The following is a 25,635-nucleotide window of genomic DNA, read 5'->3' on the forward strand; positions in this document are numbered from 1 at the left end:
TTTTATGACTCAGAAAATAAAACGCGGCGTCAGTCTGTACAGTTTTCAGAATGAGACCTATCTCGGCAAGATGTCCCTCGATCAGGCGATCGGTCACTGCGCGGCGTTCGGCGCCCGCGGCATTGAAGTCGTCGGCGAACAGACCTTCGCCGGCTGGCCGGAGTGCGGCATGCCGGAGGCGGCGATCGCCGACTGGCACCGTCTGATGCAGCGCCATGACACGGTGCCGGTGTGCCATGACTTTATGCTCGACTATAAGCGTTATAAAGACCGGCCGATGCCGTTTGACGAGCAGGTGCGCAGCGTGCAAAACGACATCGATTTTGCCGCCCGGCTGGGCATGCGCTTTATCCGCTCTCTGGTTTCCGTGGCGCCGGAGGTGCTGGTGGCGGCGGCGCCGTATGCGGAAGACAAAGGGATCACCATTCTGCTGGAAGTGCACGCCCCGCTGCATTTCGATCATCCGTGGATTATTCGTCATGCCGAAGCCTATGAAAAAGCCAATACCCGGGCGCTGGGCTTCCTGCCGGATATGGGAATGTTTTTAGCCCGCTTCCCGCGGGTGTGGAAAGAGCGCTTTATTCGTAACGGTTGCCCACAGGCGGCAGCGGATTTTATCGAGAAAGCCTATGAGGAGCGGACGCTCAGCGAATACGTGATCCTGGATGTGATGCAAAAATGGGGACCAGGCCCGCAGCTGGCGATGGCGGAAACGCTGCGCCACAACGCGGCGTTCGAGCCGAAGCGGATGCTCGATTTTATGCCGCGGATCCACAACATTCATGCCAAATTCTATGAGATGACCGATGAGATAAGCGAGTGGTCGATTCCCTACGATGAGATCTTCCGCGTGCTGCAGAAGGGCGGCTATGAGGGGTATGTGTGCTCCGAGTATGAAGGCAACCGCTGGGTGGAAGACGCGCAGGAGGTGGACAGCCTGGAGCAGGTCCGCCGCCAGCAACTGATGTTCTGTCGCCTGTTAGATGAAACCCCACCCCCGGCGCTGCTGGGCCAGTAAGGAGCATTATCATGTTTGATCAGCATATTATCTGCCGCGAAGGTTTCAGTAACGTCACCCGCGACGGAGAAGTTATCGGCGTGCGCTTTTTGGCCCGTCTGCCTTACTACCGCGGTCTGGGTCTGTCGATGGTGGAAGATATCGCCGTGACCCTCAACGGCGAAGCCATCCCGCGGCAGGCGATCCGCCTGGCGCTGCGCGGCCGGGAGTGGACGCTCGACGAGCTGGAGAGCGTCTACGACGACCGGTGGAACTTCGGTGAAAAGGCGACCATCACGGTGCTCAAACCCGGTGGCCTGCCGGCCGGCTGGCATCGCCTGAAGGTGGCCGAGAGGCTGCGGATCTCCTATCTGCCGTTTGTGCCGGTGACCACCTTTGAAACCGAGCTGGAATTAACGGCATAACACCCTGCAGGATCCGCTGCCGTTCTGGCAGCGGATTTCTTTAACGCAGGGGGCAGTCACTGGGAAACGGCGAGGAGATTGCCGTTCAGTAAAACCGGTACGGAAGAGCGCGGTTTCTCAGCCCGTCTTTGCGGACGAAATCAGAAAATTTACTTCGCAGGCTAACCGCAGATTGCTTCAAAAAAATTCCCGTATTTGTTATATTGTTGTTCATTGATTACTCACCTCTGCGGTGCCAAAAAGAACAAGATTCACCGCAACCCAGGACAAAACCATGTTAGATTACCGCTTCCCGACAGCTTTGCAGATGGTTCTCAGCGTAGCAATGGCGGAGCAGATGGGTGAACGTTCAACGAGTGCGATTCTGGCCTACGGCCTGGAAGCCAACCCGAGCTTTATCCGCAAATTAATGGTTCCGCTCACCCGTGACGGCATCATTGTCTCCACGCTTGGCCGCAACGGCTCTATTCATCTTGGCCGCCCGGCGGACAAAATCACTCTGCGTGATATCTACCTTTCCGTTATCGAAGATAAAAAACTGTGGGCGTCGCGTCCTGAGGTCCCGGCCCGCTGCGTGGTCAGCGCCAACGCCTGCTGGTACTTCAAATCGGTCGCTGACGAAGCGGAGCAGGCTTCGCTGAACGTCCTCGCTCGCCATACCGTGGCCAGCGCGCTGGAGGCGCTCAAAAACGCCGATACCAGCGGCTGCGACCCGGTACCGGAAATGATCGCCCGCTTTAAAAAAGCGCATTAATCATTTTCTGGTGACGAAAAAAAACCGCCTTCAAATTGTGAAGGCGGTTTTTTGTTATCTGCTGCAGGCTAGGCGGGCAGATCCTCCTGGACCGGCTTACTGCGGGTCACCAGTTTCCGTAGCGTCACGTAAAACACCGGTGTCAGGAACAGACCGAACAGCGTCACCCCCAGCATCCCGGAGAACACCGTGATCCCGGTGACGCCGCGAACTTCCGCTCCTGCGCCGTGGCCGAGGATCAGCGGAATGGTTCCGGCGATAAAGGCGATGGAGGTCATCACAATCGGGCGCAGACGCAGGCGGCACGCCTCCAGCGCGGCCTCCATGATGCCTTTGCCCTGCATCTCCAGCTCACGGGCAAACTCGACGATCAGAATGGCGTTTTTACAGGCCAGGCCCATCAGGACCACCAGCCCCACCTGCACGAAGACGTTGTTATCGCCCCCGGTCAACCAGACGCCAAATAGCGCGGAGAGCATCGTCATCGGCACGATAAGGATCACCGCCAGCGGCAGGGTCCAGCTTTCATACAGCGCCGCCAGCACGAGGAACGCCAGCAGCACCGCCACCGGGAAGACGATCAGCGCCGTGTTGCCCTGGGTGGCCTGCTGGAAGCTGAGATCCGTCCATTCAATATTCATCCCATTCGGCAGCACCTGTTTAGACATGGCGTCCAGCAGCGTCATCGCCTGCGAGGAGGAGAGAACGCGCGGATCGGCATCGCCAATCAGGTCCGCCGCCGGATAACCGTTGTAGCGGATCACCGGATCCGGCCCGTAGGTGGTACTGATATTCACCATACTGCCGATCGGCACCATTTCGCCCTGATTATTGCGGGTGCGCAGATTGGCGATATCTTCCACGCTCTCGCGGTATGGTCCGTCAGCCTGGGCCATCACGCGCCAGGTACGCCCGAACTGGTTAAAGTCATTGACATAAGACGAGCCGAGATAGGTCTGCAGCGTGCCGAACAGATCGGTCAGCGATACCCCCTGCGCTTTCGCCTTATCGCGATCGACCTGCACGTCCAGCTGCGGCACGTTAGCCTGGTAGGTCGAGATCGGGAAGTGCATCCCCGGCGTCTGCATAATCGTCCCGGACATCGCATTCACCGCGCTTTGCAGCGCGCCATAGCCCAGCCCACCGCGATCCTGGATATAAAGGGAATAGCCAGAGCCCTGACCCAGTCCTAAAATCGGCGGCGGCAGGATGGAGAAGCCAAAGCCCTGCTGGATTTGCGCGATTTTAGCGTTGATTTCCGCATTGATTTCCGCCGCCGAGTGTTTGCGCTGGTCGAACGGTTTCAGGCCAAAAAAGACCGTCCCGGTATTCGGCGTGTTGGTGAACTGCAGCGCGTTAAGACCGGGGAAGGCGACCGCATAATCGACCCCTTCGGTATTCATCCCGATCTCGCTCATTTTGCGGATCACCGCATCGGTGCGCGCCAGCGACGAACCTTCCGGCATCTTCACGCCGCCAATCAGGTACAGTTTGTCCTGGGTGGGAATAAATCCGCCGGGGACGACTTTAAACATCACCCCTGCGGCGCAGAGCAGCAGCAGGTACACCACAAACACCGCGCCACGGCGGCCGAGGGTTTTGCTCACCAGCCCCTGATAGCCGTTTGAGCTGCGCAGGAAAAAGCGGTTAAACGGACGGAAAATCCAGCCAAACAGGCGATCGATCAGCCGGGTAGGGAGATCTTTTTTCGCGCCGTGCGGCTTTAACAGCAGGGCCGCCAATGCCGGGGAGAGCGTCAGCGAGTTGATGGCCGAGATCACCGTGGAGATGGCGATGGTCACCGCAAACTGCTTGTAGAACTGACCGGTAACGCCTGAGAGAAAAGCCATTGGCACGAACACCGCGCACAGTACCAGCGCAATAGCGATAATCGGCCCGGAGACCTCTCGCATCGCCTGATGCGCCGCGGCAAGCGGCGCAAGCCCCTCTTCGATATTGCGCTCGACGTTTTCCACCACCACGATGGCGTCATCCACCACGATACCAATCGCCAGTACCAGCCCGAACAGGCTCAGGGTATTCAGCGAGAAACCCAGCAGATAGAGAATGCTGAAGGTACCGACCACCGATACCGGCACCGCGATCAGCGGGATAATCGATGCGCGCCAGGTCTGCAGGAACAGGATCACCACCAGCACCACCAGCACGACCGCCTCCAGCAGCGTCTGCACCACCGCGCGGATGGAGTCGCGGACGAAAACCGTCGGGTCGTACGGCGCCGCCCATTTCATATCTTCCGGGAAGCGGGTGGCCAGCTCGGCCATTTTGGCACGCACGGCGTTCGACAAATCGATGGCGTTAGCCCCCGGGGACTGGAAGATACCGATCCCGACCGCATCCTTATTGTTGAGCTGGGAGCGCAGCGCATAGCTACCGGAACCCATCTCGATGCGCGCCACGTCGCGCAGGCGGACCAGCGAGCCGTCCTGCGCCGTTTTCAAAATGATATTGCCAAACTCTTCTTCGGTATGCAGACGGCCCTGGGCGTTAATCGAGATCAGGAAGTCGCTCTCCTGCGGCAGCGGCTCGGCGCCAAGCTGACCGGCGGAGACCTGGACGTTCTGCTCCTGCATCGCCGTCACCACATCCGAGGCCGTCAGACCGCGGGCGGCCACCTTGTTGGGATCCAGCCAGACGCGCATCGCGTATTCGCCGGAGCCAAATATCTGGATCTGGCCGACGCCGGGCAGGCGCGCCAGCTCATCCTTCACCTTCAGCGTGGCGTAGTTGCGCATATACAGCGAGTCGTACTTACCGTTTGGCGAAAACAGATGCACCACCAGGGTCAGCGTCGGGGACTGTTTCTGGGTGGTGATCCCCAGACGGCGTACGTCCTCCGGCAGACGCGCCTCAGCCTGCGCGACCCGGTTCTGCACCTGAACCTGCGCCTGATCCGGGTCGGTACCCGGGCGGAAGGTCACGGTGGTCACCAGAACGCCGTCGGAGCCGGCGACCGATTTCATGTACATCATGTTTTCAACGCCGTTGATCGCTTCCTCCAGCGGCGTCGCCACGGTCTCGGCGATCACTTTCGGGTTGGCGCCGGGATACTCCGCACGCACCTGCACGCTGGGCGGCACGACGTCAGGATATTCGCTCACCGGCAGCAGCGGGATGGCGATTAACCCGGTGATAAAAATTAAAATCGACAGCACCGCGGCGAAAATGGGCCTGTCGATAAAAAAGCGGGAAAAGTCCATGTCTTGGATTCTCTGATAAGGGATCAGTTGAGGGCGGCGCTGGGGGTCATGGCAACGGTTTTGGCGTTAACCGGCATACCCGGCATAAACACTTTTTGTAAGCCGTCGACGATGACGCTATCCCCAGGCTTCAGACCCTGCTTCACGATGCGTAAACCGTCGACCAGCCGCCCCGGCGTGATATCACGTCGCTGCGCTTTGCCATCTTTATCAACGATATAGACATATTTGCGGTCCTGATCGGTGAGCACCGCTTTGTCGTCGATAAGCGTAGCCTGGAACGCCGCGCTGCCCGGCAGACGCACACGGGCAAACAGCCCCGGCGTGAACAGCCGCTGCGAGTTATCCAGCAGGGCGCGCATGCGGATGGTGCCGGTGCTCGGCGTTAACTGATTATCGAGAAAATCCACTTTGCCCTGATGGGGGTAGCCCTCCTCGCCAACCAGACCAATCTCCACCGGAAGCGCCTGATTATCGCTGGAGGCGCCTTGCCCGCGGCGGGCGAGATTCTGATAGTGCAGGTAGGTTGACTCGTCGACGTCAAAGTAGACGTACACCGTCTTCTGCGAGACCAGGGTGGTGAGCACGCTGGCGGTGTCGCCCGCCGTGACAAGGTTGCCGCTGGTGATCAGCGCGCGGCTGGCGCGGCCGTCGATAGGGGCAGTCACTTTGGTGAAGTCGAGGTTAAGCTGCGCGGCATCCACCGCCGCCTGCGCGGCGCGAATATCGGCCTGCGCCTGAACCGCGGCTGACCGGCGCTGCTCCCACTCTTCACGGGAGACGAGGTTGGTATGCACTAATTTATCGGTGCGGTTCGCCTCGCTTTGCGCCAGACTGGCCTGCGTTTTGGCTCTCGCCAGCGTTGCCTGCGCCTGCTCCAGCGCGGCGCGATAGGTTCTGTCGTCTATTGTGAACAGCACCTGGCCCTTTTTCACCTCCTGGCCGTCGGTATAATTCACTTTATCAATATATCCCGAGACGCGGGGGCGGAGCTGAACGCTCTCCACCGCTTCAATGCGACCGTTAAAACTATCCCACTGACTGATCGACTTCACCAGCACCTTAGCGGCGCTGACGGCCGGAGCGGGCGGCGCGGCGTTTTGTGCGACGCTGTCGTCGCAGCCGACGAGCAGAAAGGAGAGCATCATCGCGCCGAGCGCGGTCAGGTGAATGTTTCCCCAGGTTTTTTGCAGGCTCATTATTTTTATTCCAGTCATTGTAGCCGCCGGGCAAGACGCAGCCTGAGTGGCTGCGCCACTTCCTTTGTCCGGGCTGGCTTAAGGCCATTTGTGTCGATCATCGCCACAAAATTGTAACAATTTCGAATACACTATCGCGGCGATTGTAGGAAGGCGCTTAACTAAGTGCAAGAATAATTGTTGCACTTTATGTGCGATCCTCACCGGAGAAAAAAGGCGCGATCCTGGCAGGGTTTTAAATGCAACAATAAAACTTGCATTTTGTGTAAAACCAGGCCACCTTTTAATGCAACTGCTAAAGATGCTTTTAACCGGCCGCGAGGGGGAAATATGATGAACACTGGCGCCATCATTCAGGATCTGATCGAATGGATCGACAACCATCTTGATAGCCGTCTGGATATTGATACCGTTGCCCGGCGAGCCGGCTATTCGAAGTGGCACCTGCAGCGGATCTTCAAAGAACATACCGGGCACCCCCTCGGGGAGTATATCCGGGCGCAAAAGCTGCAAAAATCGGTTGAACGCTTAGCCCACAGCAACGAGCCGATCCTCAACGTGGCGATCGCCCTCGGCTTTGACTCCCAGCAGTCCTTCAACCGCAGCTTCAAGCGCCAGTATGGCCAGGCGCCCGGCGTCTGGCGCCGGAGTATCAGCCGCTCTGCCGCGCAGACATCTCGTCAGTGATCTTCATGACCGGGGAGGGTCAGTCCTTACCCGGTCCATGATCGAATTTGCTGCCTTTGCCGATGGCATAGAACTGCCCGCCTGCGACATAGTGAACGGTCCGTAGTTCGTCCGGTGCATCATCAAAGATCCAGTGTCCGTTGCGGAATACCCGGTCATCGCTCCAGGCGGCGACGATGTCGCCCATAAACAGATTGTGCTGTTGCTGGATGTCCGGGTAAGGCATCACTTTGCACACCAGCCAGCCCGCGCAGCCTGCCACAAGGGGGAGATCGAACCCCGGCTGATAAAAGAAGGGGATGGTGTCGTTTTTATCCGGCGCATCGGCATAGCTGCGCCCGCCAGCGTAGAGGACGGTTGCCATCTGGCTGACTACGGGGATCTGCACGACGAAATAGCCGCTCTTTTCCACCAGCTGACGAGTGAAGGCCTGGGTGCCGATATAGGCCACCACTTTTCGCTCGCCTGCCAGCCCAACCCAGGCGGCTGACATGACATTTTCGACGCCATCATATTTTGCGGAAATCATGGTGGTGGACCCGACCTGCAATAAACGATAGGCCTTACGTAATTCGACAGCCTGAACGGACATGATTTTTCCTTTATACGTGTTATTTAATTTGTTGATTGTATGGATATTTGTTGAGGCTATGGTCGTTTTCAACCCCTCATTCGTCATCCACCGTGCAACGATACGCCAGGCGATTAAGCGCAAAAAGATGCGTAAATTGTTTTCATTATTCATAATCAACGAATAATCATGCCATCTGTCGGTAAGCTGCTCGCTACAGGAGAGAAAGAAGGTGGATCGTATCCAGGCTATGCAGATGTTTGTGCGCGTCGCGGAGGCAGGGAGCTTCGTTCGTGCCGCGGAAACCCTTTCCCTGCCAGCCTCCACTGTCACCAGTACCATTAAAAACCTTGAGAAATACCTGAAGGTGCGGCTGCTGAACCGGACCACAAGGCGGGTGAGCCTGACTCCGGAAGGGATGCAGTATCTGGCGCAGTGCCGGGAAATTCTCGCCCTCATCGAACATAGCGAATCCAGCCTGAGCGAGTCTGTGGCGCGGCCTCAGGGGCGCCTGCGGGTTGATATGCCCGCGGGCATCGCGCATTTCATCGTCATGCCCCATCTGCAAGACTTTTACCGACGCTACCCTGACATCTACCTGATGATCGGCGTCAGCGATCGGCCGGTCGATCTCATTCAGGAAGGCATCGACTGCGTGATACGCACGGGAGAGCTGAACAACTCCAGCCTGGTGGCCCGGCCTCTGGGCCGCTTTCGTTGGGTGACCTGCGCGTCACCGGACTATCTTCGGGAATATGGCGTGCCGCCGTCACCGGAGGCGCTCTCTCAGCACCGGGCGGTGCATTATTTCTCCGGCCAGGCGAGGCGGGCCGATGAGTTCCGCTTCGTTCGCCACGGCGAGACTTTTTCTGTACCCGTCAGCGGCACCGCCGCGGTGAATGAAACGGGGCTCTATATAAAAATGTGCCTGGCAGGATTTGGGCTGGCGCAGCTGGCGGAGAATATCGTTGCTGACCACCTGCAGGAGGGGAGACTGGTGGAAGTGCTGACGGACTGGCAGCCGCCCCCGGTACCCGTCACTTTGCTCTATCCGCACCAGCGTTTTCTCTCTCCCGCCGTGCGGGCGTTTGCTGAGTGGATGCGGGAGGTGGTTTGAGGGAGGTATTGCTTACGATATAGCGCGTCGGGAGCCTCGCCAGGGAGGGGAGGGTTCCAGCAGAAATATCTGGTCTGCCGATCAATCGCTCGATATTCTGTAATGCTTTGTCTTTTTTGTGAACAGGAAAAAGTATGCTGAATACGCTACCCGATTTACACAGAAGTTTTGCAGAGCAACTGAAGCTTAAATTACAGTCCGATTCGCGGATCCACGCCCTTCTCGCCGGCGGCTCGTTTATCCATGGCGGGTTTGATCAATACTCCGATCTGGATTTCGTGGTGGTGGTCGACCCTCTCTATTATGACGAAATCATGGCTCAGCGTATGGCGTTCGCCGGAACCCTCGGCCATCTGTTACATGCTTTCACCGGGGAACACGTCGGTGAGCCTCGCCTGCTGATCTGCCTGTTTGGCCCGCAACTTCTGCATGTCGATCTGAAATTTATCACCCTGGACATGCTCACTCAGCGCGTTGAGGAGCCTGCCGTGCTATTTACCCGTGATAACGATGCTCTCGAGCGACAGCTGGCAAAATTTAGCGCGCACTGGCCGAATATGACGCCGGAGTGGTTTGAGTCCCGAGCCTGGATCTGGCTGCATTATGCCGGGGTTAAACTGGGCAGGGGCGAACTCTTCGAAGCGCTGGGGATGCTGTCTTTCTTCCGGGAACAAGTGCTGGGACCGATGCTGTTCCGTCGCGCCAATCTACCGCAACGCGGCGTTCGCCGAATAGAAGCCCTCGGCATTGATCCCGATGGCCTGCTGACTTCCACCCTGGCAACGCACGATCGTCACTCTGTCGGGATTGCCATTCGAAGGGCTGCTGATGCTTATGTCACTCTGCGGGCTGATGCGTTGCCTGACAATATCGCAGACGATGCGGCGCGTCGGGCGGTCCTTGCCATGCTGGACGCGTATTCTGACAAGGGGTAAACCTATCACTCCGGCCGCTAACGCGGCCGGAAGGTGAAAGGGTTGTGCGAGTGTCGTGGGAGGTCTAATTCTGAGAGGGGGGCTAGCGGGGTATCGGTAACGTGAAAATACCAGAGCTTTTCGTTGTGCCTATCAATAGGCCTAAAAGGTTCGGATTTAATGAGTTTTCTTTGGACTGCGCGGGACAAATTGAGGGCACAAAAAAGCCCGCAGGGCTTGCGCCGTGCGGGCTTTCAGGACTTCATCGGATGACTCTGGTAATCATCGATGGGTGGCGTCCTTGTAATTGGTGGGGGAGGTGGTTGAGTTTGTTAGGGATTTTGATTTTTTGCGGGGAAGGGAAGGCGCAAAAAGGGTGGCGATGATGTTGATATGGAAGGGATTTTTTTAATTGATTGATTTTAAATATGATTGTTGGGGGCGGGAGTTTGCGTGTTGGTTGAGGCTCTGATGAAAGATCTAGCTTGTCGCTTATAACAGATCTGGCTGGTCTTACAAACAGGCCGCTCTGTGCCAAAGCGGCCCCTAAATGGCATTTCAAAACACTGTTTTTTTGCACTGTTCGCGCCGGAATGCGGCTGAGACCGGCTGAGCGGTGCGCGTAATTCGACGTTATGGTAAATAGCGTTCCATTGTTCGCATGTACAAGGCGATACTTCAGTGTATAATCATATTAAAGACAATCAGAGGTGTATATGGCAAAGGATTTTAGCGATCATCTTATTTATGAGATTTACAAAGATGCTGTTCGAAACAAATACCCAGACAAAGTATTAATGTGGCCTTTAATTAATGGCTTTAACATAAGGATAGGTTCTCTCCTGGGTAAATATCAGGTATTTATTTATAAAAATACTGGAAATAGCGTATTCAAAACATCCAATGGAATTGGTGAGTTGTCAAAGGAAGTTTTTAATAACTGCCTTTATCCTGACGGGAGTCTAGACTTTAAAAATGCTATATCAGTAGTTGAGCAACTGTTTGATGTTAAGGAAAAAGATGCTGTTTTCATTGCTGAAGTGGTAATGAATGGTGATAAAGGTTTTGTTAAAATTGGTTCGTATATTGACGAACAGGTTGATATGATTTTAAAGAAGCATGAGATGGCATTGAATATGATACCGCTGCAAATATTCCTAAGTCACAAAACTATCGACAAACCGAAAGTTAGAGAATTCCATAAAATATTAATGACACTAGGTTTCGACCCATGGCTTGATGAGGATAAGATGAGTGCTGGTGTCGAATTAGAACGCGCTTTAATGAAAGGGATGAAAGATTCTTGCGCTGCTGTTTTCTTTATCACACCTAGTTATAAAGACGATAGTTATTTATCTGCCGAAATCAATTATGCTATAGCTGAAAAAAGGAAAAGGCCTAATTTTTCAATTATAGCATTGGTTTATGAAGAAGTCGGTAGAAAAGGTGTTGTTCCAGAACTGTTGACCCCATATGTGTGGAAGGAACCTAAGAATGATTTGGAGGCTATGAGGTTTTTGCTTGATGCTTTGCCTGTTAAAGTTGGTTCTATTGAGTTGAAAAAATAGGATTTTACTTCGGTTATATTCGTTGGCTCATATGGTTTAAGCAGAATAGGCTAGGTTGGAATAAAAAACTCTTTGTTGAACTGCGCCCAAAAAGTTGGACATCCAACGAAGTAAGGTGCAGTTTTTTATGAGCAAGTATTCTCTCAGTTTTAAGCTTGAGGTTGTACAGCACGATCTTTCCGGGTTGGAAGGGCAGCAAGCGACAGCAAAGCGTTTTGGTATCGATCACGGTGCCGTTCGTAAGTGGACTGCTGCCTGAAAGCTTCATGGCAAAGCCGGACTGACAACCCGGCATTTCACCTATTCTACTGCCTTTAAAGAGTCCGTTATTCTGCATATGCGTAAACACCGACTGTCTGTTCGCGAAGTCTGTGCAAAATTTACTATCCCTGCCTTTTCTACTGTCTGTCAGTGGGAACCACTGTATGATCAAGGCGGCCCCCACCAGCCGGCAATCTCGCCTTCGGTCATATCGTCTGGAATAGCGATTTCATAGAGTCGAGAAAACTTTCTCTCCGTAATGTAAGTATTCCGGCAAAACGGGGCATTCACTTTTATAGATCTTCCGACATACTGATTATGTCCCCTGAGAAGATCACTATGCGCAAGATCCGATTCACTGAACACTAGTTCATCGCCGTATTGAAGTCCGTCGAAGCTGGACGTACCGTCAAGGATGTTTGCCGTGAGGCCGCTATTTCGGAAGCCAGCTATTACAACTGGAAGGCAAAGTACGGCGGGATGGAAGCGGCCGATATTAAAAAAATCAAAGATCTTGAAGACGATAATCGGAGGCTTAAACAGATGTTTGCTGATCTCAGCCTTGAGTGCCGGGCACTTAAAGACGTCATCGAAAAAGCTTTAAAACCAGTGATAAAGCGTGAACTCGTCAGCTATCTGGCGACGCAATTTGCCATGAGTTTACGCCAGGCCTGCAGGACGTTATCACTGAGCAGGACGGTGTATTTTTATCAGCCCGATACCCAGCGTGATGAACCAGTGATCCACGCGCTGACTGAACTGGCAGAACGCTATCCGCGCTACGGTTTTAAGAAGCTGTTCTAGCTGCTGCGCAGGCAGGGCATTAGCTGGAACCATAAACGCGTTCACCGGGTTTATTGCCTGCTGAAACTGAATTTTCGTCGCAAAGGAAAACAGCGGCTGGCTGTGCGTAATCCAGCACCACTGGCGACGCCGCAAGCGCTAAACCAGAGCTGGTCCATCTATTTTATGCACGATTCGCTGGTCTGCGGCAGGCGCTTCCGGACCTTCAATGTTGTGGATGATTTTAATCGTGAAGCACTGGCGATAGAAATCGACCTGAATATCCCGGCTCAGCGAGCTATCCGGGTGCTGGACAGGATCGTGGCAAACCGCGGCTACCCGCTGAAAATGCGGATGGACAACGGACCATAACTGGTCTCACTGGCGCTGGCACAATGGGCCGAAGAACATGACGTATAGCTCGAATTTATCAAGCCGAATAAGCCGACACAGAACGCATTTATAGAACGGTTCGACCGAACATACCGGACAGAAATCCTGGATTTTTACCTGTTCAGAACACTGAATGAAGCACGGGAAATTACCGAGCGCTGGCTGATGGAATATAACAACGAGCGGCCTTATGAATCCCTGAACAACCTGACGCCGGAAGAGTACCGGCTGATGGCTGAAAAACCGGAACTCTCAAAAAATGCGTGGAACTAAAACGGGTGTGCTTACAGAATATTGCCAAGAACATATAAAAGCACTTCGACTTAGAAGTGCGTTGCTATGCTGTGTTACTTGGTACTAGTTCACAATGACGGAGCCAAATCAGGTGTGGTACAGCGGTGTGTTCTTTATCTGAACTCGAAGATGCAAAGGGTAACTTGTAACTATTACTGCTGTGTTTGCGAGAAAGTATGTGGCTAAGGCCGTGTCATGATCCCCAGAGATGCCTTCTCATACATGCCAAATTTGAATCCGCACGAGTAACTCAAAAAAGAGTATGTTTTCATCGTATTGAAACGTTACGATATAACCATCAGGATTATTTTTGGCATCACTAAACACAGTTGGAATTTACGCTTATCGTAATCGGGTATTGGCAAAATGGAGTCGCTGAATGAGCGTGTTGAGCTGGGCAATAGGCCTGTGCAGGAAGACGGAAGCATGGCTGGTTAATCACCAGGCAAAAGATCAGGTACAGCGTGCAGAGCAGGGGCTGAGTCTGACGGAAGGAGAGTTAGATGGCCGCTATGACACCTTAGCGCCGAAAACTATCAATGATGCCAGTATGCGAGAGTATTTCATTGCCCTGAAATACGCTTTGTCGCAGAAAGATGTGAGAAACATTGCCATTACAGGTAGCTACGGAGCAGGGAAAAGTACGGTTATTTCATCATTTATGAAATATCACTGCGATGATAAGTACATCAATGTATCACTTGCCGGATTCGATATGACGGAAAATGAAACAACCGTCAGCCCAACTCATCAGGAGGTTGAACTCAGTATCCTTCAACAAATTCTTTATAAAGAGAATAGAGAGAAACTTCCCGACTCAAGGATAGACAGAATAATCGATAGAGGCCCCGACTATGTCAGAGGAACCTATCGGGCCTTACTTAAAGTCATTGCGCCCATTGCGGCTGCCGCATTTATTATTTATTTCAAAACAATTGCAGAGTTTCTAAGCCTTCCACTATCCTGGACCGAGGTATTTAATGCACACTATATTATAAAAAGCATTATATTAGTTTTGCTGGCTTTTACGTCGCTATACTTTATAACTGCCAGTGCATCACGAATCGGTATTTTTGATAAGAAACTTAAGTTGAGCAAGATTGCCCTTTTAAGCGGGGATGTTGAAGCAAGCGACCAAGAGACGCCATCCTTATTGAATAACTGCCTTGACGAGATTGTGTATTTTTTTACCAAGTTGGAATATAAAGTGGTTATCTTTGAAGATCTTGACAGGCTAGGAACGCCTGAGATTTTCGTTAAGTTGCGTGAAATTAACAAAATAGTTAATAACAATATTGTTGATGGCAATCCAGTCAGGTTTGTTTATGCGGTAAGAGACGACCTGTTCCTGGGTGCTGATGCCAGAACTAAATTCTTTGATTTCATTCTTCCCGTTATTCCATTTATGGATAGCAGAAATGCGTTTACTCTATTAAAGAGGAAAATGTCGCTCGATACGCATAATGATAAATATCTGAAAGACATTTCGGCATATATAAATGATATGCGCAGCCTACAAAATTTGGTCAATGAATATCATGTATTCAGCAATATCGTTGATAACGCAAATGATAAAATCAAACTGTTGTCGCTGGTTTTTTATAAAAACATCTACGCCTTAGACTATTTTCTTACTGATAAGAAAACAGGGGTTTTATATTCATTTATTCGCGACTATCGCACTCGCAAACTTCACCGTAATCATTTCGACTCTCTGGAAATTAAACTGGATCTTTTACAGTCCGAAATAGAGCATCTTAATCATGAACCTATGTATGATCATAGAGGAATTAGAGAGGAAATAGTTTGTCGATATATTCCGAAAATACTCTGGGATGGCATTCATTTTGGTACGGGGAATGGATATAGTAATTTTTACCCCCTAACAACTTTGGCTTTAATTGATGATGAAAATGTTTTTTTAGAATTTTTATCGCAAAAGGAAAATTTATATATAGGCTACTTTGTTAGTCATCAGAGATATTCACTCTCTCTTTTTGATAGGGCACTAAGAGAACAACTAAAAGAAGAATACCTGAAAAGAAAAAGAAAAATGGGTAAACATAAAAACTCGGCTTTTAGTGAGCTGCAGATAAAAATAAAGAAACTTAAAGAGTCAATAAAATTAAAAAATGCCCTTTCACTGCGAGAACTTACGCTAATCATCGGGCGTGAAAAATTTGAAGATATTGCTCAGGGGTATCTTGAGGCGATGGAGGGTCATGACTTCGTCTCTGAGCAGCAGCTCCATGCTTTGCGTACCGATATGCGCAATGGCGGGTTAGACGCCTTGTATCTGCTGCTGTCAGATGGTCTGGTGATGCAGGACTTCATGGCCTACCGTTCTATTTTCCATGAAGGATCGATGACCGTAAATGATAACGACTTCCTGAAAGCCGTTGGTCAGGATCTGAGCTACGCAACCTCAAACGGTGAATATTTTATCGATGATGAGAACAGAGTCATCAGCGAACTGGTTGAACATAACCGTATTTATGCCGATGGAGCGCTTCATTATCAACTGGTAACACATCTGATTGATAACGAGGATGAACATCTGGCTGGTATGATCACTTCGCTATTCAGCAAGTCTGATGAACATATCCTTGCTGTTTTTTCTGAGCTTTATAGCAGATTTGGCAAACCCGAGACCTTCGATAAGTTAATCGTTACTGCACTGCAAAAAAATGGTTATCTTGACAGAATGGTTGCCGTTCTCGCAGGCCAGCCGGGTGAAAAATTCACCAATGATATTGCTATAAGTGTGATAGCCTGCGTATCGCCTGAATATGCGCTAGTTAAATCGCAATACCGCCAGCTTATTCATTCGCTGGGCTGCCGTATCATCTCTCAGCTCACCGAGGAGAATCAGGAAGTGTTCATGCGTCACATACAACAGGCGGATGCATGTTATGACGAGCTGTTCGAACCAATGACGCTAACGGAGCGGTATTGCCTGCAATTTATTGCACAAAACAATCTTTATCAGTTAACTCGGCACAATGTTGGCATTGCCGTTTCGTGTCTTATTGAAGACATAACGCCTGAAGAGGCGGAAAGGAAACCTTGGACGCTCGCCTATGAGCATAAACTCAATGCGGTTTCTGATTACTTCAGTCAAAACATCGATACATTCGTAAGGGATGTGTTTATCTCCTCTGCTGAGGATGCCGAATGTATTCGCTACGTTCTGACCCGCACCTCCCTAAGCGATGGTTCCAAAGGCGATATCGTCAGAAAAATGACCTTCTCGTTTGCTGATCTGTCCGGGATATTGGCTAAAGAAGAATTTACCGAAGACCAGCTAACGATCTCCTATCACGACCTGTTTTACCGTTATGACCGGGTCGTGCCGGGATGGGGCGCGCTCATAGACTATATCTGTGAAGACTGCAACATGGCGATACTGACGGCGTATGTGACAAAGCATGTGGCTGCATTAGGTCAGTCCCCGCTAGAAGTCTATGATGGCGACCGCTATGACCTGTTGTACATGAAAATTATCTGTAATGATGACCTAGACGAGTGGACTTATCAGAACCTAGTTGCACCGATTGAGATTAACATGCGGAAAATTGATGAGCACCTCAGCGCCCGTAATTTCTGCACCTTGATAGCTATGTTGAAACTGCCTCTCGACGCGGATGTGTATGAAAAAATTGCGGCTCAATACGCGGATCTGGATGAGAAAATCAGTGATGCCTTCGTCTATTGGTTCAGTCAGTATAAAAGTGAATTTTTGGCGCAGCCCGAGTTCTATCTAAGAAAAGAAAAAGATGCGCGCTTCTTTAAAGCCATGCTCACAAAAGTCATGACTTACGCACTCTTTACTGTGCAAGAGAGAGCGGACCTGGTATCGCTATTTATTGATTATTTCATTGCTTCTGATATCGCTGACCTTAATTTCCCACATGATGTCCTGCTGCAGGTGTTTAACAACACTAGTAATGAAGAATTCAAGGGCATGCTGTTTACACGATTTATTGTGACAGGTCTCAATAAACATCAACTGGCCGGGCTTTGTCATCATTTAGGTGAAGATGAATTGAGAAATATATTCCTTAATCGAACCCGAGCGACAATTGCTGTTGCAAACAGGGAACGCGTGATATCAATTCTTGAGCATCTGCAAGCAGTACGCATCATCAGGGATTTCAAGGAGCGTGATGATGGGAAATTCTCTGTTGTTATCGAACCTAACTCAGAGGATGAAGATTAGCTATTTAACCTTTGCTGGCCGGGACCGGTAGGTCTCTGCCGGTCTTCGTTAATCTGTTAACGAACCTAGATTGTCTCTATACATGTTAGATTTTTTAGTAATTGTTGCGGAATAGTCCGCTGGCACAAAGCCGACTATACGCCTAAGGTTTCGGAGCTTAATCGGTTCACTACACTCGACACTGGGAGCGACTACTTACATTCTCTTCTCCCTTCCCATCTTCAACACCTCATAAAACATCCCTCGCCCAAGCCCATCCGACGGCAATTCCTGTTCCTGAGCCAGCGTCTTCAGCTTACGAAGTATCCGATCCGAAGCCGGTTTATCAGACGTGCCATACCGTCCGTCAGTCTCCTCAACCAGAAGTTGAACCAGTAACCAGCAGAGCCTGGCAGTATTCTCCCGAGCCTTGTTGCGCTTATGTATCCCACGCTGGGAAGGTTGTGCTGAAGTAGTGAGAACCGGTAGCGCGTCGTCGCCGAGCGTCTTTAGCCATTTGCGGCCACGGCTGTTGCGTGACAGTTTCATCACCGCCTTCAAGCTCCGAGCCTTAATTTCTGGCGGTGTAAGTTCGTCATCAATAAGCCGCCAGGCCAGGGCGAACATCTCATCGGCATAGAACATGCGTTTGTTCGCCGGGGCGCTGACCATGCCCGTTGCTTTGATGGTGCGGCTGATGGCGTCTTGCAGGATACGGTAATTCTCCTGATGTTCTTCCGGCAGGGCATTTGCCGGTTGGGAAGCATCGAGGCCGAGAGGCAAAAGAGCGAGATGCCGCGCTTCCAGCAGCGGCATATCTCATTCCCGTTCAAACAGATTCTGACGAATGGGACTGATCACATTATTCTCCTTCCACGATCTGCAGCGGTTCTTCTGCACCGAGCAGCGCCTGCCGTCTGGCGGCATCAACGTAGTTTCCCCACCACTGCATCAGCGGTCGCCTTTGTTCCAGATAGTCGCTGCGGTTGTAGGCCGCTTCGATTTCATCTTCTTTCTGGTGCGCCAGCGCGGATTCCAGTACTTCACGGGGGAAATGACCTGCGCCTGCGGTCCTTGCAATGCTGCGCATGCCGTGGGCGACCAGCTCACCGCCAAACCCCATACGAATAAGCGCGGCGTTCGCGGTCTGCTGATGCATATGCTCCAGTGGTTTGCGGATGCTGGGGAAAACCCACGGGCGATGGCGGCTAACAGGTTCCATAACCTGAAGAACGCGCAGCGCCTGTTTGCTGAGCGGCACCGTGTGCAAACGGTTCATCTTCATAAAGGTGTCAGGGATACGCCATTCCGCTTTTTTCATATCGATGTCGCACCAGCGGGCACTAACGGCTTCGCCGGGGCGAACCCAGGTCAGTAGCTCCCATTCGATAAGGCAGCGGGTTTCCTTGCGGATAGAGGCGTTCTGTAGCGCCAGCATTAGCCTGCCCAGTTCGCTGGGGTGAAGGGCGGACATATTCTGCTTTTTCGGTTTCTTGAAGCGGGCGACCAGGTTGTCAGCTGGATTGAACTCGATGAGCTCTTCGGAAATGGCAAAACGGAAGATTTCATTGAGCCGTGAGATAACTCGCCGCAGCGTTTCGAGGATGCCCTGTTCTTCCAGCGGTGTAAGGTGTTCCTTGAGCATCTTCGGGCGGATCTCAGTGACGGGCGTACTACCCAGAGAGGGGAAGACGTGCATCTCCAGCGAGCGCCAGATATCTTTGGCGTGATCTTCGCTAAGATCGCTGGTCCGTTTCTTCTCTCTGAGCCACTGTTCCGCAACTTTTTCCAGCGTGCATTCATTCTGGAGGCGTTTTTCTTCGGCTATTCCTGCTAAGTGTTGACGGGGATCGATGCCCTGCCAGAGCAGTCGTCTGTATTTCGTGCGAGTTTCACGGGCCATCGCCAGTGTAACGACCGGGTAAGGGCCAAGGCTGGTTTTGGTGCGCTTTTTGGTGACGGGATGATAATACTCGAAATGCCAGGCCTTCCTCCCTGAAGTCTTAACTAGCAAGTACAGGCCTTCACCGTCCCGTAGCTCATAGTCTGTGCTACGGGGCTTCGCGCCAGCGATCTCCACATTTGTTAAGGGTTTCAGTTGCTTAGACATGTTTTAGCACCACGCTTTTTTAGCCCCACGATACCGTGGTGCTAAACATGGTGCCAAAAGCTCAAGATTCATACAGAGATCATGACCACACATGCAATAAAAAAAGCCTGTAACTCGTTGAAGTTACAGGCTTTTTTAAGGTTCATGATGCATCATGAATGAATGTTTGGTGGAGCTGGCTTGAAGCGACACCAAATACTAACCGTCTGATTCTTTGAGCAATGTAGCGGGAATCAATGTCACAGCAGTATGGCACACCCAGCTAGCTGGGATCAATAGTCCTAACTGCTCTGAGTTGATTGCTTTTTGGCTGCTTTGAGTTGTTGAGTGAAGAAGCGAGCTCTGTCTTTCTGTCTGAAATCAACTTGACCAGCTGCATGCAGCTTGCCTACTAGCTTTTCTAGATGAATTATTTTTGCAGCTTTGTCTTTTGCTTCAGCCAAAGTAGCGAATTCTTTTCCGATTGAATCATTGTGTGCCCAACGTACCTTGAGTTCTCCATCCTGAATCACTATCCCTGTAAGCAACTTTCCCTCTGATGATGGATAAAATCGCTCTTTTTTATCTTTAGATGTGAGGCCATGAGAACGAATACATTTTTTAACTTGGGCGGCAAATCCTTTTGGGATTTTTGAACCAGAGAACGCTACATCGTCAACATATGCCGTAAATACCAAGCTATTTGAGGCCGCAAGCTTGCTAAGCTCATCGAACATATCTTTATTGGCCCAAAACGCTACAGCCATGCTTGTCGGGCTGCCTGTGGGCACTTTTCCTGCAAAGGTTACAAGATTGGTCATTACATAAGCCACATCAGGTGACATCTCAAATTTATCAACAAATGCCTTGTAGACCTTCGCTGCCCTAGTCGAGGGGAAAAACTTGTGAATGTCGAGCTTCAGAAGTTCAGTTGCTAGCTTATGTGATTTTGCATTAGTGAGTGTTGAATGCTTTTTCCGACCAGAGTGAAGATATGGAGGTAATTCGATTCTGCTCAATAAAACGCCGATTCTCCTATGAACCGCTTTGAGCTGAGCAATTGGTTCCTGTATTTTCCTACCGGCATCATTTACAAACTCTTTGTACGCTGAGTCAAGCATTAGCTTGTCTGCTTGTTTCTTGGATAAGCCTATGATTTCAAATAACTTACTTTTATTTTTAAGCTTGAATAGAGGAGATTGATTCAGAGGATAAATCTTTGGGGGACTTTGAAGACTAGGGGTACGTTTTGTGCTTTTCATCGTTGTTGTTCCTATCCATTATAGCCTCCATTACAGGAATCCCTTGATGGATGCAAAGATGGAGGCAACAGCTTCAGAATGAAAAACAGCAGAAATCACTTCGCTGATAACCAATGTAAACAAGAGCTTACCGGCATCTTTGGAGTATTTCTTTAGTCTCTCCTTCACACAAAACGTTTGCTGAACACTAGCCTGGTATTTTTTACTTGTCTTTCGACTTGTATTTGTCTTTCGACGTTTACGTGTCTTACGACTCATAATTACATCTCCTTCTCAGTTCCCGGTCACCACTATGGTTACCGGCCTCGCCTGAACTGACAGGAATAAGAGATGTTCAGCAATTAACCCCAGTTTTCGACGTCACGTCAGTGACGTCCCCTCGCCACAATACCGGCAATCCCAACTGTCACAGCAAGTACCAGAGCGTTGGTGATGCGTGAGCATCGTAACGTTGGAACATTGAGAACGTGTGGCATGCGTCGTGTGGGGAGAGAATAGAGGCCGAAGCCTCCACGATGGCTGACAAGCAGATCATCAAGCTTTTGCGAGGAGCTCTCTGCTAGGTACTAGCGAGGGTATTTTATGATCGGATTCAGGCAGTTAGCAATAGATAGGATGGGGATATGTTTCAAAATATGAGAGACAGCCGATAGAATCATAAGAGTGTGAATTCAACTCCCTGAACCACCAGGTGTGGTTACGCTTGTAGAGGTAATGGGGAATGCTGTTTGATGGCATATGGTACACTCCTGAGTCACAGTTGTGCCACACGCCCAAAGAAAAACGGCCTGAAACTCTAAGAGAATCAGGCCGTTATATTTGGTGGAGCTGGCGGGAGTTGAACCCGCGTCCGAAATTCCTACATCCTCGGCACTACATGCTTAGTCAGTCTTTACATTCGCTTGCCAGCTGCGGACAGACACGCCACTAACAAACTAGCCTGATTAGATTTAACGCTTCAACCCCAGGCAGGGCATCCACGCGATCTCTTTTGGGTTTGACCTCTCTTTGATCCCCGTCTTAAGAGCGGAAGCTAGGGAGAGAGGGCTCAGAGCAGGTTATTAAGCTGCTAAAGCGTAGTTTTCGTCGTTTGCGACTATTTTTTGCGGCTTTTTACGAGGCCAACCGCCCCTCGGCATGCACCTTGGGTTTCGCAAATCCCGTCGAATCCAGAATCAGCCCCAATGTGTAGGTCAAGTATAACAGATTTGTGAATGTCGTTACCAGCCCCATCACGCAGGATTATTTCAGCAGGGGTGGACGAAAAAGCAGCATCAACAAAGATATAGCGTAAGGGCCAGCGAGAGCTGGCCCTCAGGGGAGGGATCAGCGTCCGGCGTGCTTCATAATACGCGCCTTATCCAGCGCCCATTCACGATCCTTCAGGTCGGTACGCTTGTCGTGCTGTTTCTTACCTTTGGCGACGCCGATTTTCACTTTGCACCAGGCGTTCTTCCAGTACAGCGACAGGGCGACAACGGTATAACCTTCGCGGTTAATGCGGCCGTACAGCGTGTCGAGTTCGCGCTGGTTGAGCAGCAGCTTACGGGTGCGCGTCGGGTCGCAGACATAGTGGGTGGAAGCCACGGCCATGGGCGTAAAGTTGGCGCCGAACAGGAAGGCTTCGCCATCCTTCAGGATGACATAGCTATCGCCGATGTTGGCTTTGCCTGCACGCAGGGATTTGACTTCCCAGCCCTGCAGGGCGAGACCAGCCTCGTATTCATCTTCGATAAAGTATTCGTGACGGGCGCGTTTATTCAGCGCAATGGTGGCTGATCCAGGTTTGTGGGCTTTTTTCTTAGTCATAATGTCCTGAAGTCATCGTCTTATACACAGTTACCTCGATCGCATCCTGCGAGGTGTACTGCGCATCTTAGCACGAGTTGCGGCACAGCGTTTTTTTTAGCAGCAGATAAATGATATTATTTGCACTGTGTTTAAATGTGGAACCTGCTATGCCTCAGATTAGCCGTACTGCGCTGGTGCCTTTCAGCGCGGAACAGATGTATCAACTGGTAAACGATGTGAAGTCCTATCCTGATTTTCTGCCAGGCTGCACCGGTAGCCGCGTGCTGGAATTCGGGCCGACGCAAATGACGGCGGCGGTTGATGTGTCAAAAGCCGGCATCAGTAAGACCTTCACGACCCGGAATACACTGACCAGCAACCAGAGCATTTTGATGAGCCTGGTGGATGGCCCGTTCAAGAAGCTGATTGGCGGCTGGAAGTTTATTCCGCTGAGCCCCGAGGCGTGCAAAATCGAATTCCATCTCGATTTCGAGTTTACCAATAAACTGATTGAGATGGCTTTTGGTCGGATCTTCAAAGAGCTGGCCGCTAACATGGTGCAGGCGTTCACTTCGCGCGCCAAAGAGGTTTACAGTGCCGGCTAATATTCGTGTTGAAGTCGCCTACGCACTGCCTGAAAAGCAGTATCTGCAGCGGGTCACCCTGGACGAGGGGGCGACGGTCGAGCAGGCGATTATCGCCAGCGGTCTGCTGGCGCTGCGTGATGACATCGATCTGGCGAAAAACAAGCTGGGTATCTACAGTCGTCCGGTTAAGCTGCACGACGAAGTCCATGACGGCGACCGGGTGGAAATCTATCGTCCGCTGATCGCAGATCCAAAAGAGCTGCGTCGCCAGCGGGCGGAGAAAAACGCCGCGAAGTAACCCGCAGCAACAGACCCGCTATCGGCCATAAAAAAAGCGCTCACTGAGCGCTTTTTGCTTTTCCGGGCCTTACTGACTGGTCAGCGCGGGCTTGTTATCAATGTTGGTTAACACGCCGCCATTGTTGAAGGTCAGGGTCAGGGTCTGCTGAGTCACTTTCTCGTGGCCCGGCTCCTGACGGAATACATAGAACCAGGTGTTGGTGCCGAACGGATCCGACATCATTGGCGTTCCGAGAGCATAAGCAACCTGCTGTTGCGTCATACCGACACGAATTTTTGCTACATCGTTAGGTGCCAGATAGTTACCCTGGTTGATGTCAGGACGGTAAACCACTCGTTCCAGAGTGGAACAGCCTGCGGTCAACATAAGAAGAACCGCTGCGGCAGCAGTCAGCGTTTTACAGCGCATAGTGATTTGATTCCTTTTTGGGCCCGAGCAGTACGTGGCTCATCTGTAATATGCCGATAATAATAGACCTTCGCGCCGATGGAAACCTCCGGCTGCGGTCAGCAGGCAATTTGCTGTTCACTATGACCCTGTGAAAATCAAAAAGTTTACGCCGCAAGCAACTCTTTCGCGTTTGCCAGGGTGTTGCGCGTGACCTCGCTGCCGCCCAGCAGGCGAGCCAGCTCCTGCAGACGAGCACGCTTATCCAGCGGCTGCATATGGGTTTCGGTCATCTCGCCATCGGTCTCTTTGCAGACAAAGAAATGATGGTGGCCGCAGCCTGCGACCTGCGGCAGATGGGTCACGCACATCACCTGCGTGGACTCGCCCAGTTGGCGCAGCAGCTTGCCGACCACGGCAGCGGTCGGGCCGCTGATGCCGACGTCCACTTCGTCGAAGATCAGCGCCGGGGTTTCCATTTTACGCGCGGTGATCACCTGAATCGCCAGCGCAATACGCGACAATTCGCCGCCAGAGGCCACTTTCGCGATCGGCTGCAGCGGCTGACCCGGGTTAGTGGTGACGCGGAACTCAATATGATCGGCGCCGTCGGCGGTGAGATGGCGTTCATCAAAAGCGACCTCAATCGCGAAGACCCCGTGCGGCATCGAAAGTGAGTGCATACTCTCGGTGATAAGCTGGGTTAGCTCGTCGGCGCTGGCCTGGCGCAGGGCGTGCAGCTGGCGCGCGGTCTCCAGCGCCAGCTGATGATGTTCGACCACCTGCTGGCTGAGGGATTCCAGCGAGCCGGCGCTGTCGTCCAGCAGGCGCTGCTCTTCGAGCATCGCCTGATAAACCGCCGGCAGCTCTTCCGGCATCACCTGGTGTTTACGCGCCAGCGCGATTTGTCGGGAAATCCGCTGCTCAAGTTCGAACAGACGGTTAGGATCAAGGTCCAGACGGTCATGGTAGTGGCGCAGCTCGTCGCTGGCCTCGCTGAGCTGAATGGCCGCCTCTTCCAGCATATCCAGCACGCCGGAAAGCTTGCTGTCCATACCCACCAGCTCGCTGACCAGCTGCTTCGCGGTATAAAGCTGGCTCTGCAGATTGGCCTCTTCGCCGTCCGCCAGTACCGTCAGGGCATGCTGGCAGGTGCTGAGCAGCTGCCCGCTGTTGGCCAGGCGCTTGTACTCTTCGTCAATCTGCTCAAACTCTCCCGCCAGCGGGTTAAATTCATTCAATTCTTTAAGCTGGTACTGCAGCAGATCGGCGCGGGCGGCACGCTCCTGGCTCTGCTGCTGATGCTGGGCCAGCTCGCGGCAGCTCTGGTGCCACTGGCGATAGTGCTCGGCCATACGCTGAGTGAGCGCATACTCACCGGTATAGCCGTCAAGCAGCGTTTTCTGGTGTTCGGGTTTGGTCAACAGCTGGTGCGCATGCTGGCCATGGATCTGGATCAGCAGCTGGCCCAGCTCGCGCAGCTGCGAGAGCGGGACGGCGGTGCCGTTGATGAAGCCGCGCGAGCGGCCGTCGGCGCTGATCACCCGGCGAAGTAAACACTCACGCCCGCTCTCCAGCTGGTTCTCTTCCAGCCAGCGCTGGGCGGCCGGGGTATCTTTCAGCGCGAAGCGCGCGCACAGGTCGGCACGGGTAGCGCCGCGACGCACCATGTCGGCTTCCGCTCTGCCGCCGAGGCACAGCCCCAGCGCGTCGATGGCAATGGATTTCCCGGCGCCGGTTTCCCCGGTGATGGCGGTCATACCGCTGTGGAAATCAATTTCCAGTTCACGAACGATAGCAAAATTACTGATGGTGAGTTGCGCCAACATAGCTGCC

20 protein-coding genes, 1 other RNA gene and 2 pseudogenes are annotated in these 25,635 nt (G+C 52.1%); 12 read left to right on the forward strand and 11 right to left on the reverse strand.

Features of this window, described 5'->3' with window-relative positions:
- Positions 1 to 4 precede the first annotated feature (4 nt).
- The 3 genes from ACLEXF_RS18115 to ACLEXF_RS18125 all read left to right on the forward strand — a co-directional run bounded on the left by ACLEXF_RS18115 (position 5) and on the right by ACLEXF_RS18125 (position 2,176).
- Positions 5 to 1,018, forward strand: a complete 1,014-nt coding sequence (locus ACLEXF_RS18115; protein WP_023290705.1) for a sugar phosphate isomerase/epimerase family protein — start codon at positions 5 to 7, stop codon at positions 1,016 to 1,018.
- An 11-nt stretch (positions 1,019 to 1,029) separates the two neighbouring features.
- Positions 1,030 to 1,422, forward strand: a complete 393-nt coding sequence (locus ACLEXF_RS18120; RefSeq protein ID WP_048325404.1) for a C-glycoside deglycosidase beta subunit domain-containing protein — start codon at positions 1,030 to 1,032, stop codon at positions 1,420 to 1,422.
- Positions 1,423 to 1,696: 274 nt separating this feature from the next.
- Complete coding sequence (locus tag ACLEXF_RS18125; RefSeq protein ID WP_004205761.1) at positions 1,697 to 2,176, forward strand: RrF2 family transcriptional regulator; 480 nt, start codon at positions 1,697 to 1,699, stop codon at positions 2,174 to 2,176.
- 68 nt (positions 2,177 to 2,244) lie between these two features.
- Here ACLEXF_RS18125 and oqxB read toward each other — a convergent pair whose 3' ends face one another.
- Both oqxB and oqxA read right to left on the reverse strand, forming a co-directional pair.
- Positions 2,245 to 5,397, reverse strand: coding sequence for a multidrug efflux RND transporter permease subunit OqxB (oqxB, locus tag ACLEXF_RS18130; RefSeq protein WP_023318951.1), 3,153 nt, complete (start codon positions 5,395 to 5,397; stop codon positions 2,245 to 2,247).
- 23 nt (positions 5,398 to 5,420) lie between these two features.
- Positions 5,421 to 6,596: a multidrug efflux RND transporter periplasmic adaptor subunit OqxA gene (gene oqxA / locus ACLEXF_RS18135; RefSeq protein WP_049115824.1), complete on the reverse strand. Its 1,176-nt coding sequence runs from the start codon at positions 6,594 to 6,596 to the stop codon at positions 5,421 to 5,423.
- Positions 6,597 to 6,929: 333 nt separating this feature from the next.
- Here oqxA and ACLEXF_RS18140 point away from each other — a divergent pair, with 333 nt between their 5' ends.
- Complete coding sequence (locus ACLEXF_RS18140; protein WP_148933793.1) at positions 6,930 to 7,283, forward strand: helix-turn-helix domain-containing protein; 354 nt, start codon at positions 6,930 to 6,932, stop codon at positions 7,281 to 7,283.
- Between the two features lie 19 nt (positions 7,284 to 7,302).
- On the opposite strand, the gene ACLEXF_RS18145 is transcribed toward ACLEXF_RS18140, so the two are convergent.
- A complete protein-coding gene (locus tag ACLEXF_RS18145) occupies positions 7,303 to 7,875 on the reverse strand; it encodes a flavin reductase family protein (protein ID WP_004205767.1) in 573 nt (190 codons plus the stop codon).
- Between the two features lie 211 nt (positions 7,876 to 8,086).
- Here ACLEXF_RS18145 and ACLEXF_RS18150 point away from each other — a divergent pair, with 211 nt between their 5' ends.
- The 6 genes and pseudogenes from ACLEXF_RS18150 (at position 8,087) to ACLEXF_RS18175 (ending at position 17,403) form a co-directional block, all read left to right on the forward strand.
- Entirely contained in the window at positions 8,087 to 8,971 is an 885-nt protein-coding gene (locus tag ACLEXF_RS18150) for a LysR family transcriptional regulator (protein WP_064178282.1), read from the forward strand.
- Positions 8,972 to 9,105: 134 nt separating this feature from the next.
- Positions 9,106 to 9,906: a nucleotidyltransferase domain-containing protein gene (locus ACLEXF_RS18155; RefSeq protein ID WP_407259626.1), complete on the forward strand. Its 801-nt coding sequence runs from the start codon at positions 9,106 to 9,108 to the stop codon at positions 9,904 to 9,906.
- A 695-nt stretch (positions 9,907 to 10,601) separates the two neighbouring features.
- Positions 10,602 to 11,453 carry a toll/interleukin-1 receptor domain-containing protein gene (locus ACLEXF_RS18160; RefSeq protein WP_108433333.1) on the forward strand — a complete coding sequence of 284 codons (852 nt, stop codon included), beginning with the start codon at positions 10,602 to 10,604 and terminating at the stop codon, positions 11,451 to 11,453.
- A 127-nt stretch (positions 11,454 to 11,580) separates the two neighbouring features.
- Positions 11,581 to 11,892: pseudogene (locus tag ACLEXF_RS18165) on the forward strand (helix-turn-helix domain-containing protein); the annotation flags it as partial.
- 194 nt (positions 11,893 to 12,086) lie between these two features.
- Positions 12,087 to 13,163: pseudogene (locus ACLEXF_RS18170) on the forward strand (IS3 family transposase).
- Between the two features lie 400 nt (positions 13,164 to 13,563).
- Entirely contained in the window at positions 13,564 to 17,403 is a 3,840-nt protein-coding gene (locus ACLEXF_RS18175; RefSeq protein ID WP_108433334.1) for a DNA-binding protein, read from the forward strand.
- 195 nt (positions 17,404 to 17,598) lie between these two features.
- On the opposite strand, the gene ACLEXF_RS18180 is transcribed toward ACLEXF_RS18175, so the two are convergent.
- The 6 genes from ACLEXF_RS18180 to smpB all read right to left on the reverse strand — a co-directional run bounded on the left by ACLEXF_RS18180 (position 17,599) and on the right by smpB (position 22,542).
- Complete coding sequence (locus ACLEXF_RS18180; RefSeq protein WP_108433335.1) at positions 17,599 to 18,198, reverse strand: hypothetical protein; 600 nt, start codon at positions 18,196 to 18,198, stop codon at positions 17,599 to 17,601.
- A 46-nt stretch (positions 18,199 to 18,244) separates the two neighbouring features.
- Complete coding sequence (locus ACLEXF_RS18185; RefSeq protein ID WP_407259629.1) at positions 18,245 to 19,492, reverse strand: integrase domain-containing protein; 1,248 nt, start codon at positions 19,490 to 19,492, stop codon at positions 18,245 to 18,247.
- Between the two features lie 281 nt (positions 19,493 to 19,773).
- Positions 19,774 to 20,733, reverse strand: coding sequence for a reverse transcriptase family protein (locus ACLEXF_RS18190; protein ID WP_108433337.1), 960 nt, complete (start codon positions 20,731 to 20,733; stop codon positions 19,774 to 19,776).
- 30 nt (positions 20,734 to 20,763) lie between these two features.
- Positions 20,764 to 20,991 (reverse strand): hypothetical protein, encoded by a 228-nt coding sequence (locus ACLEXF_RS18195; protein ID WP_087450304.1) that lies wholly within the window; start codon positions 20,989 to 20,991, stop codon positions 20,764 to 20,766.
- 562 nt (positions 20,992 to 21,553) lie between these two features.
- Positions 21,554 to 21,916, reverse strand: a transfer-messenger RNA (tmRNA) gene (gene ssrA, locus ACLEXF_RS18200).
- Positions 21,917 to 22,059: 143 nt separating this feature from the next.
- Entirely contained in the window at positions 22,060 to 22,542 is a 483-nt protein-coding gene (gene smpB, locus ACLEXF_RS18205) for an SsrA-binding protein SmpB (protein WP_002914164.1), read from the reverse strand.
- Between the two features lie 149 nt (positions 22,543 to 22,691).
- Here smpB and ACLEXF_RS18210 point away from each other — a divergent pair, with 149 nt between their 5' ends.
- Positions 22,692 to 23,129 carry a type II toxin-antitoxin system RatA family toxin gene (locus ACLEXF_RS18210; protein WP_004145683.1) on the forward strand — a complete coding sequence of 146 codons (438 nt, stop codon included), beginning with the start codon at positions 22,692 to 22,694 and terminating at the stop codon, positions 23,127 to 23,129.
- Positions 23,119 to 23,409 (forward strand): RnfH family protein, encoded by a 291-nt coding sequence (locus ACLEXF_RS18215; protein WP_004206851.1) that lies wholly within the window; start codon positions 23,119 to 23,121, stop codon positions 23,407 to 23,409. Before ACLEXF_RS18210 ends, ACLEXF_RS18215 begins: the two co-directional genes overlap by 11 nt.
- Positions 23,410 to 23,478: 69 nt before the next feature.
- On the opposite strand, the gene bamE is transcribed toward ACLEXF_RS18215, so the two are convergent.
- Together bamE and recN are read right to left on the reverse strand one after the other, a co-directional pair.
- Positions 23,479 to 23,820 (reverse strand): outer membrane protein assembly factor BamE, encoded by a 342-nt coding sequence (gene bamE, locus ACLEXF_RS18220; RefSeq protein ID WP_004206850.1) that lies wholly within the window; start codon positions 23,818 to 23,820, stop codon positions 23,479 to 23,481.
- A gap of 146 nt (positions 23,821 to 23,966) precedes the next feature.
- On the reverse strand, positions 23,967 to 25,628 hold the full coding sequence (gene recN, locus ACLEXF_RS18225; protein WP_004206849.1) for a DNA repair protein RecN: 1,662 nt from the start codon (positions 25,626 to 25,628) through the stop codon (positions 23,967 to 23,969).
- Positions 25,629 to 25,635: the final 7 nt, after the last annotated feature.

This window comes from Klebsiella pneumoniae complex sp. WS1778 (genome assembly GCF_049472055.1).
Lineage (GTDB): Bacteria > Pseudomonadota > Gammaproteobacteria > Enterobacterales > Enterobacteriaceae > Klebsiella > Klebsiella quasipneumoniae.

Coding starts and splice junctions, on each gene's coding strand:
- ACLEXF_RS18115 (WP_023290705.1), top strand. CDS start 5: ATGACTCAGAAAATAAAACGCGGCGTCAGTCTGTACAGTTTTCAGAAT.
- ACLEXF_RS18120 (WP_048325404.1), top strand. CDS start 1,030: ATGTTTGATCAGCATATTATCTGCCGCGAAGGTTTCAGTAACGTCACC.
- ACLEXF_RS18125 (WP_004205761.1), top strand. CDS start 1,697: ATGTTAGATTACCGCTTCCCGACAGCTTTGCAGATGGTTCTCAGCGTA.
- oqxB (WP_023318951.1), bottom strand. CDS start 5,397: ATGGACTTTTCCCGCTTTTTTATCGACAGGCCCATTTTCGCCGCGGTG.
- oqxA (WP_049115824.1), bottom strand. CDS start 6,596: ATGAGCCTGCAAAAAACCTGGGGAAACATTCACCTGACCGCGCTCGGC.
- ACLEXF_RS18140 (WP_148933793.1), top strand. CDS start 6,930: ATGAACACTGGCGCCATCATTCAGGATCTGATCGAATGGATCGACAAC.
- ACLEXF_RS18145 (WP_004205767.1), bottom strand. CDS start 7,875: ATGTCCGTTCAGGCTGTCGAATTACGTAAGGCCTATCGTTTATTGCAG.
- ACLEXF_RS18155 (WP_407259626.1), top strand. CDS start 9,106: ATGCTGAATACGCTACCCGATTTACACAGAAGTTTTGCAGAGCAACTG.
- ACLEXF_RS18160 (WP_108433333.1), top strand. CDS start 10,602: ATGGCAAAGGATTTTAGCGATCATCTTATTTATGAGATTTACAAAGAT.
- ACLEXF_RS18175 (WP_108433334.1), top strand. CDS start 13,564: ATGAGCGTGTTGAGCTGGGCAATAGGCCTGTGCAGGAAGACGGAAGCA.
- ACLEXF_RS18180 (WP_108433335.1), bottom strand. CDS start 18,198: ATGCCGCTGCTGGAAGCGCGGCATCTCGCTCTTTTGCCTCTCGGCCTC.
- ACLEXF_RS18185 (WP_407259629.1), bottom strand. CDS start 19,492: ATGTCTAAGCAACTGAAACCCTTAACAAATGTGGAGATCGCTGGCGCG.
- ACLEXF_RS18190 (WP_108433337.1), bottom strand. CDS start 20,733: ATGAAAAGCACAAAACGTACCCCTAGTCTTCAAAGTCCCCCAAAGATT.
- ACLEXF_RS18195 (WP_087450304.1), bottom strand. CDS start 20,991: ATGAGTCGTAAGACACGTAAACGTCGAAAGACAAATACAAGTCGAAAG.
- smpB (WP_002914164.1), bottom strand. CDS start 22,542: ATGACTAAGAAAAAAGCCCACAAACCTGGATCAGCCACCATTGCGCTG.
- ACLEXF_RS18210 (WP_004145683.1), top strand. CDS start 22,692: ATGCCTCAGATTAGCCGTACTGCGCTGGTGCCTTTCAGCGCGGAACAG.
- bamE (WP_004206850.1), bottom strand. CDS start 23,820: ATGCGCTGTAAAACGCTGACTGCTGCCGCAGCGGTTCTTCTTATGTTG.
- recN (WP_004206849.1), bottom strand. CDS start 25,628: ATGTTGGCGCAACTCACCATCAGTAATTTTGCTATCGTTCGTGAACTG.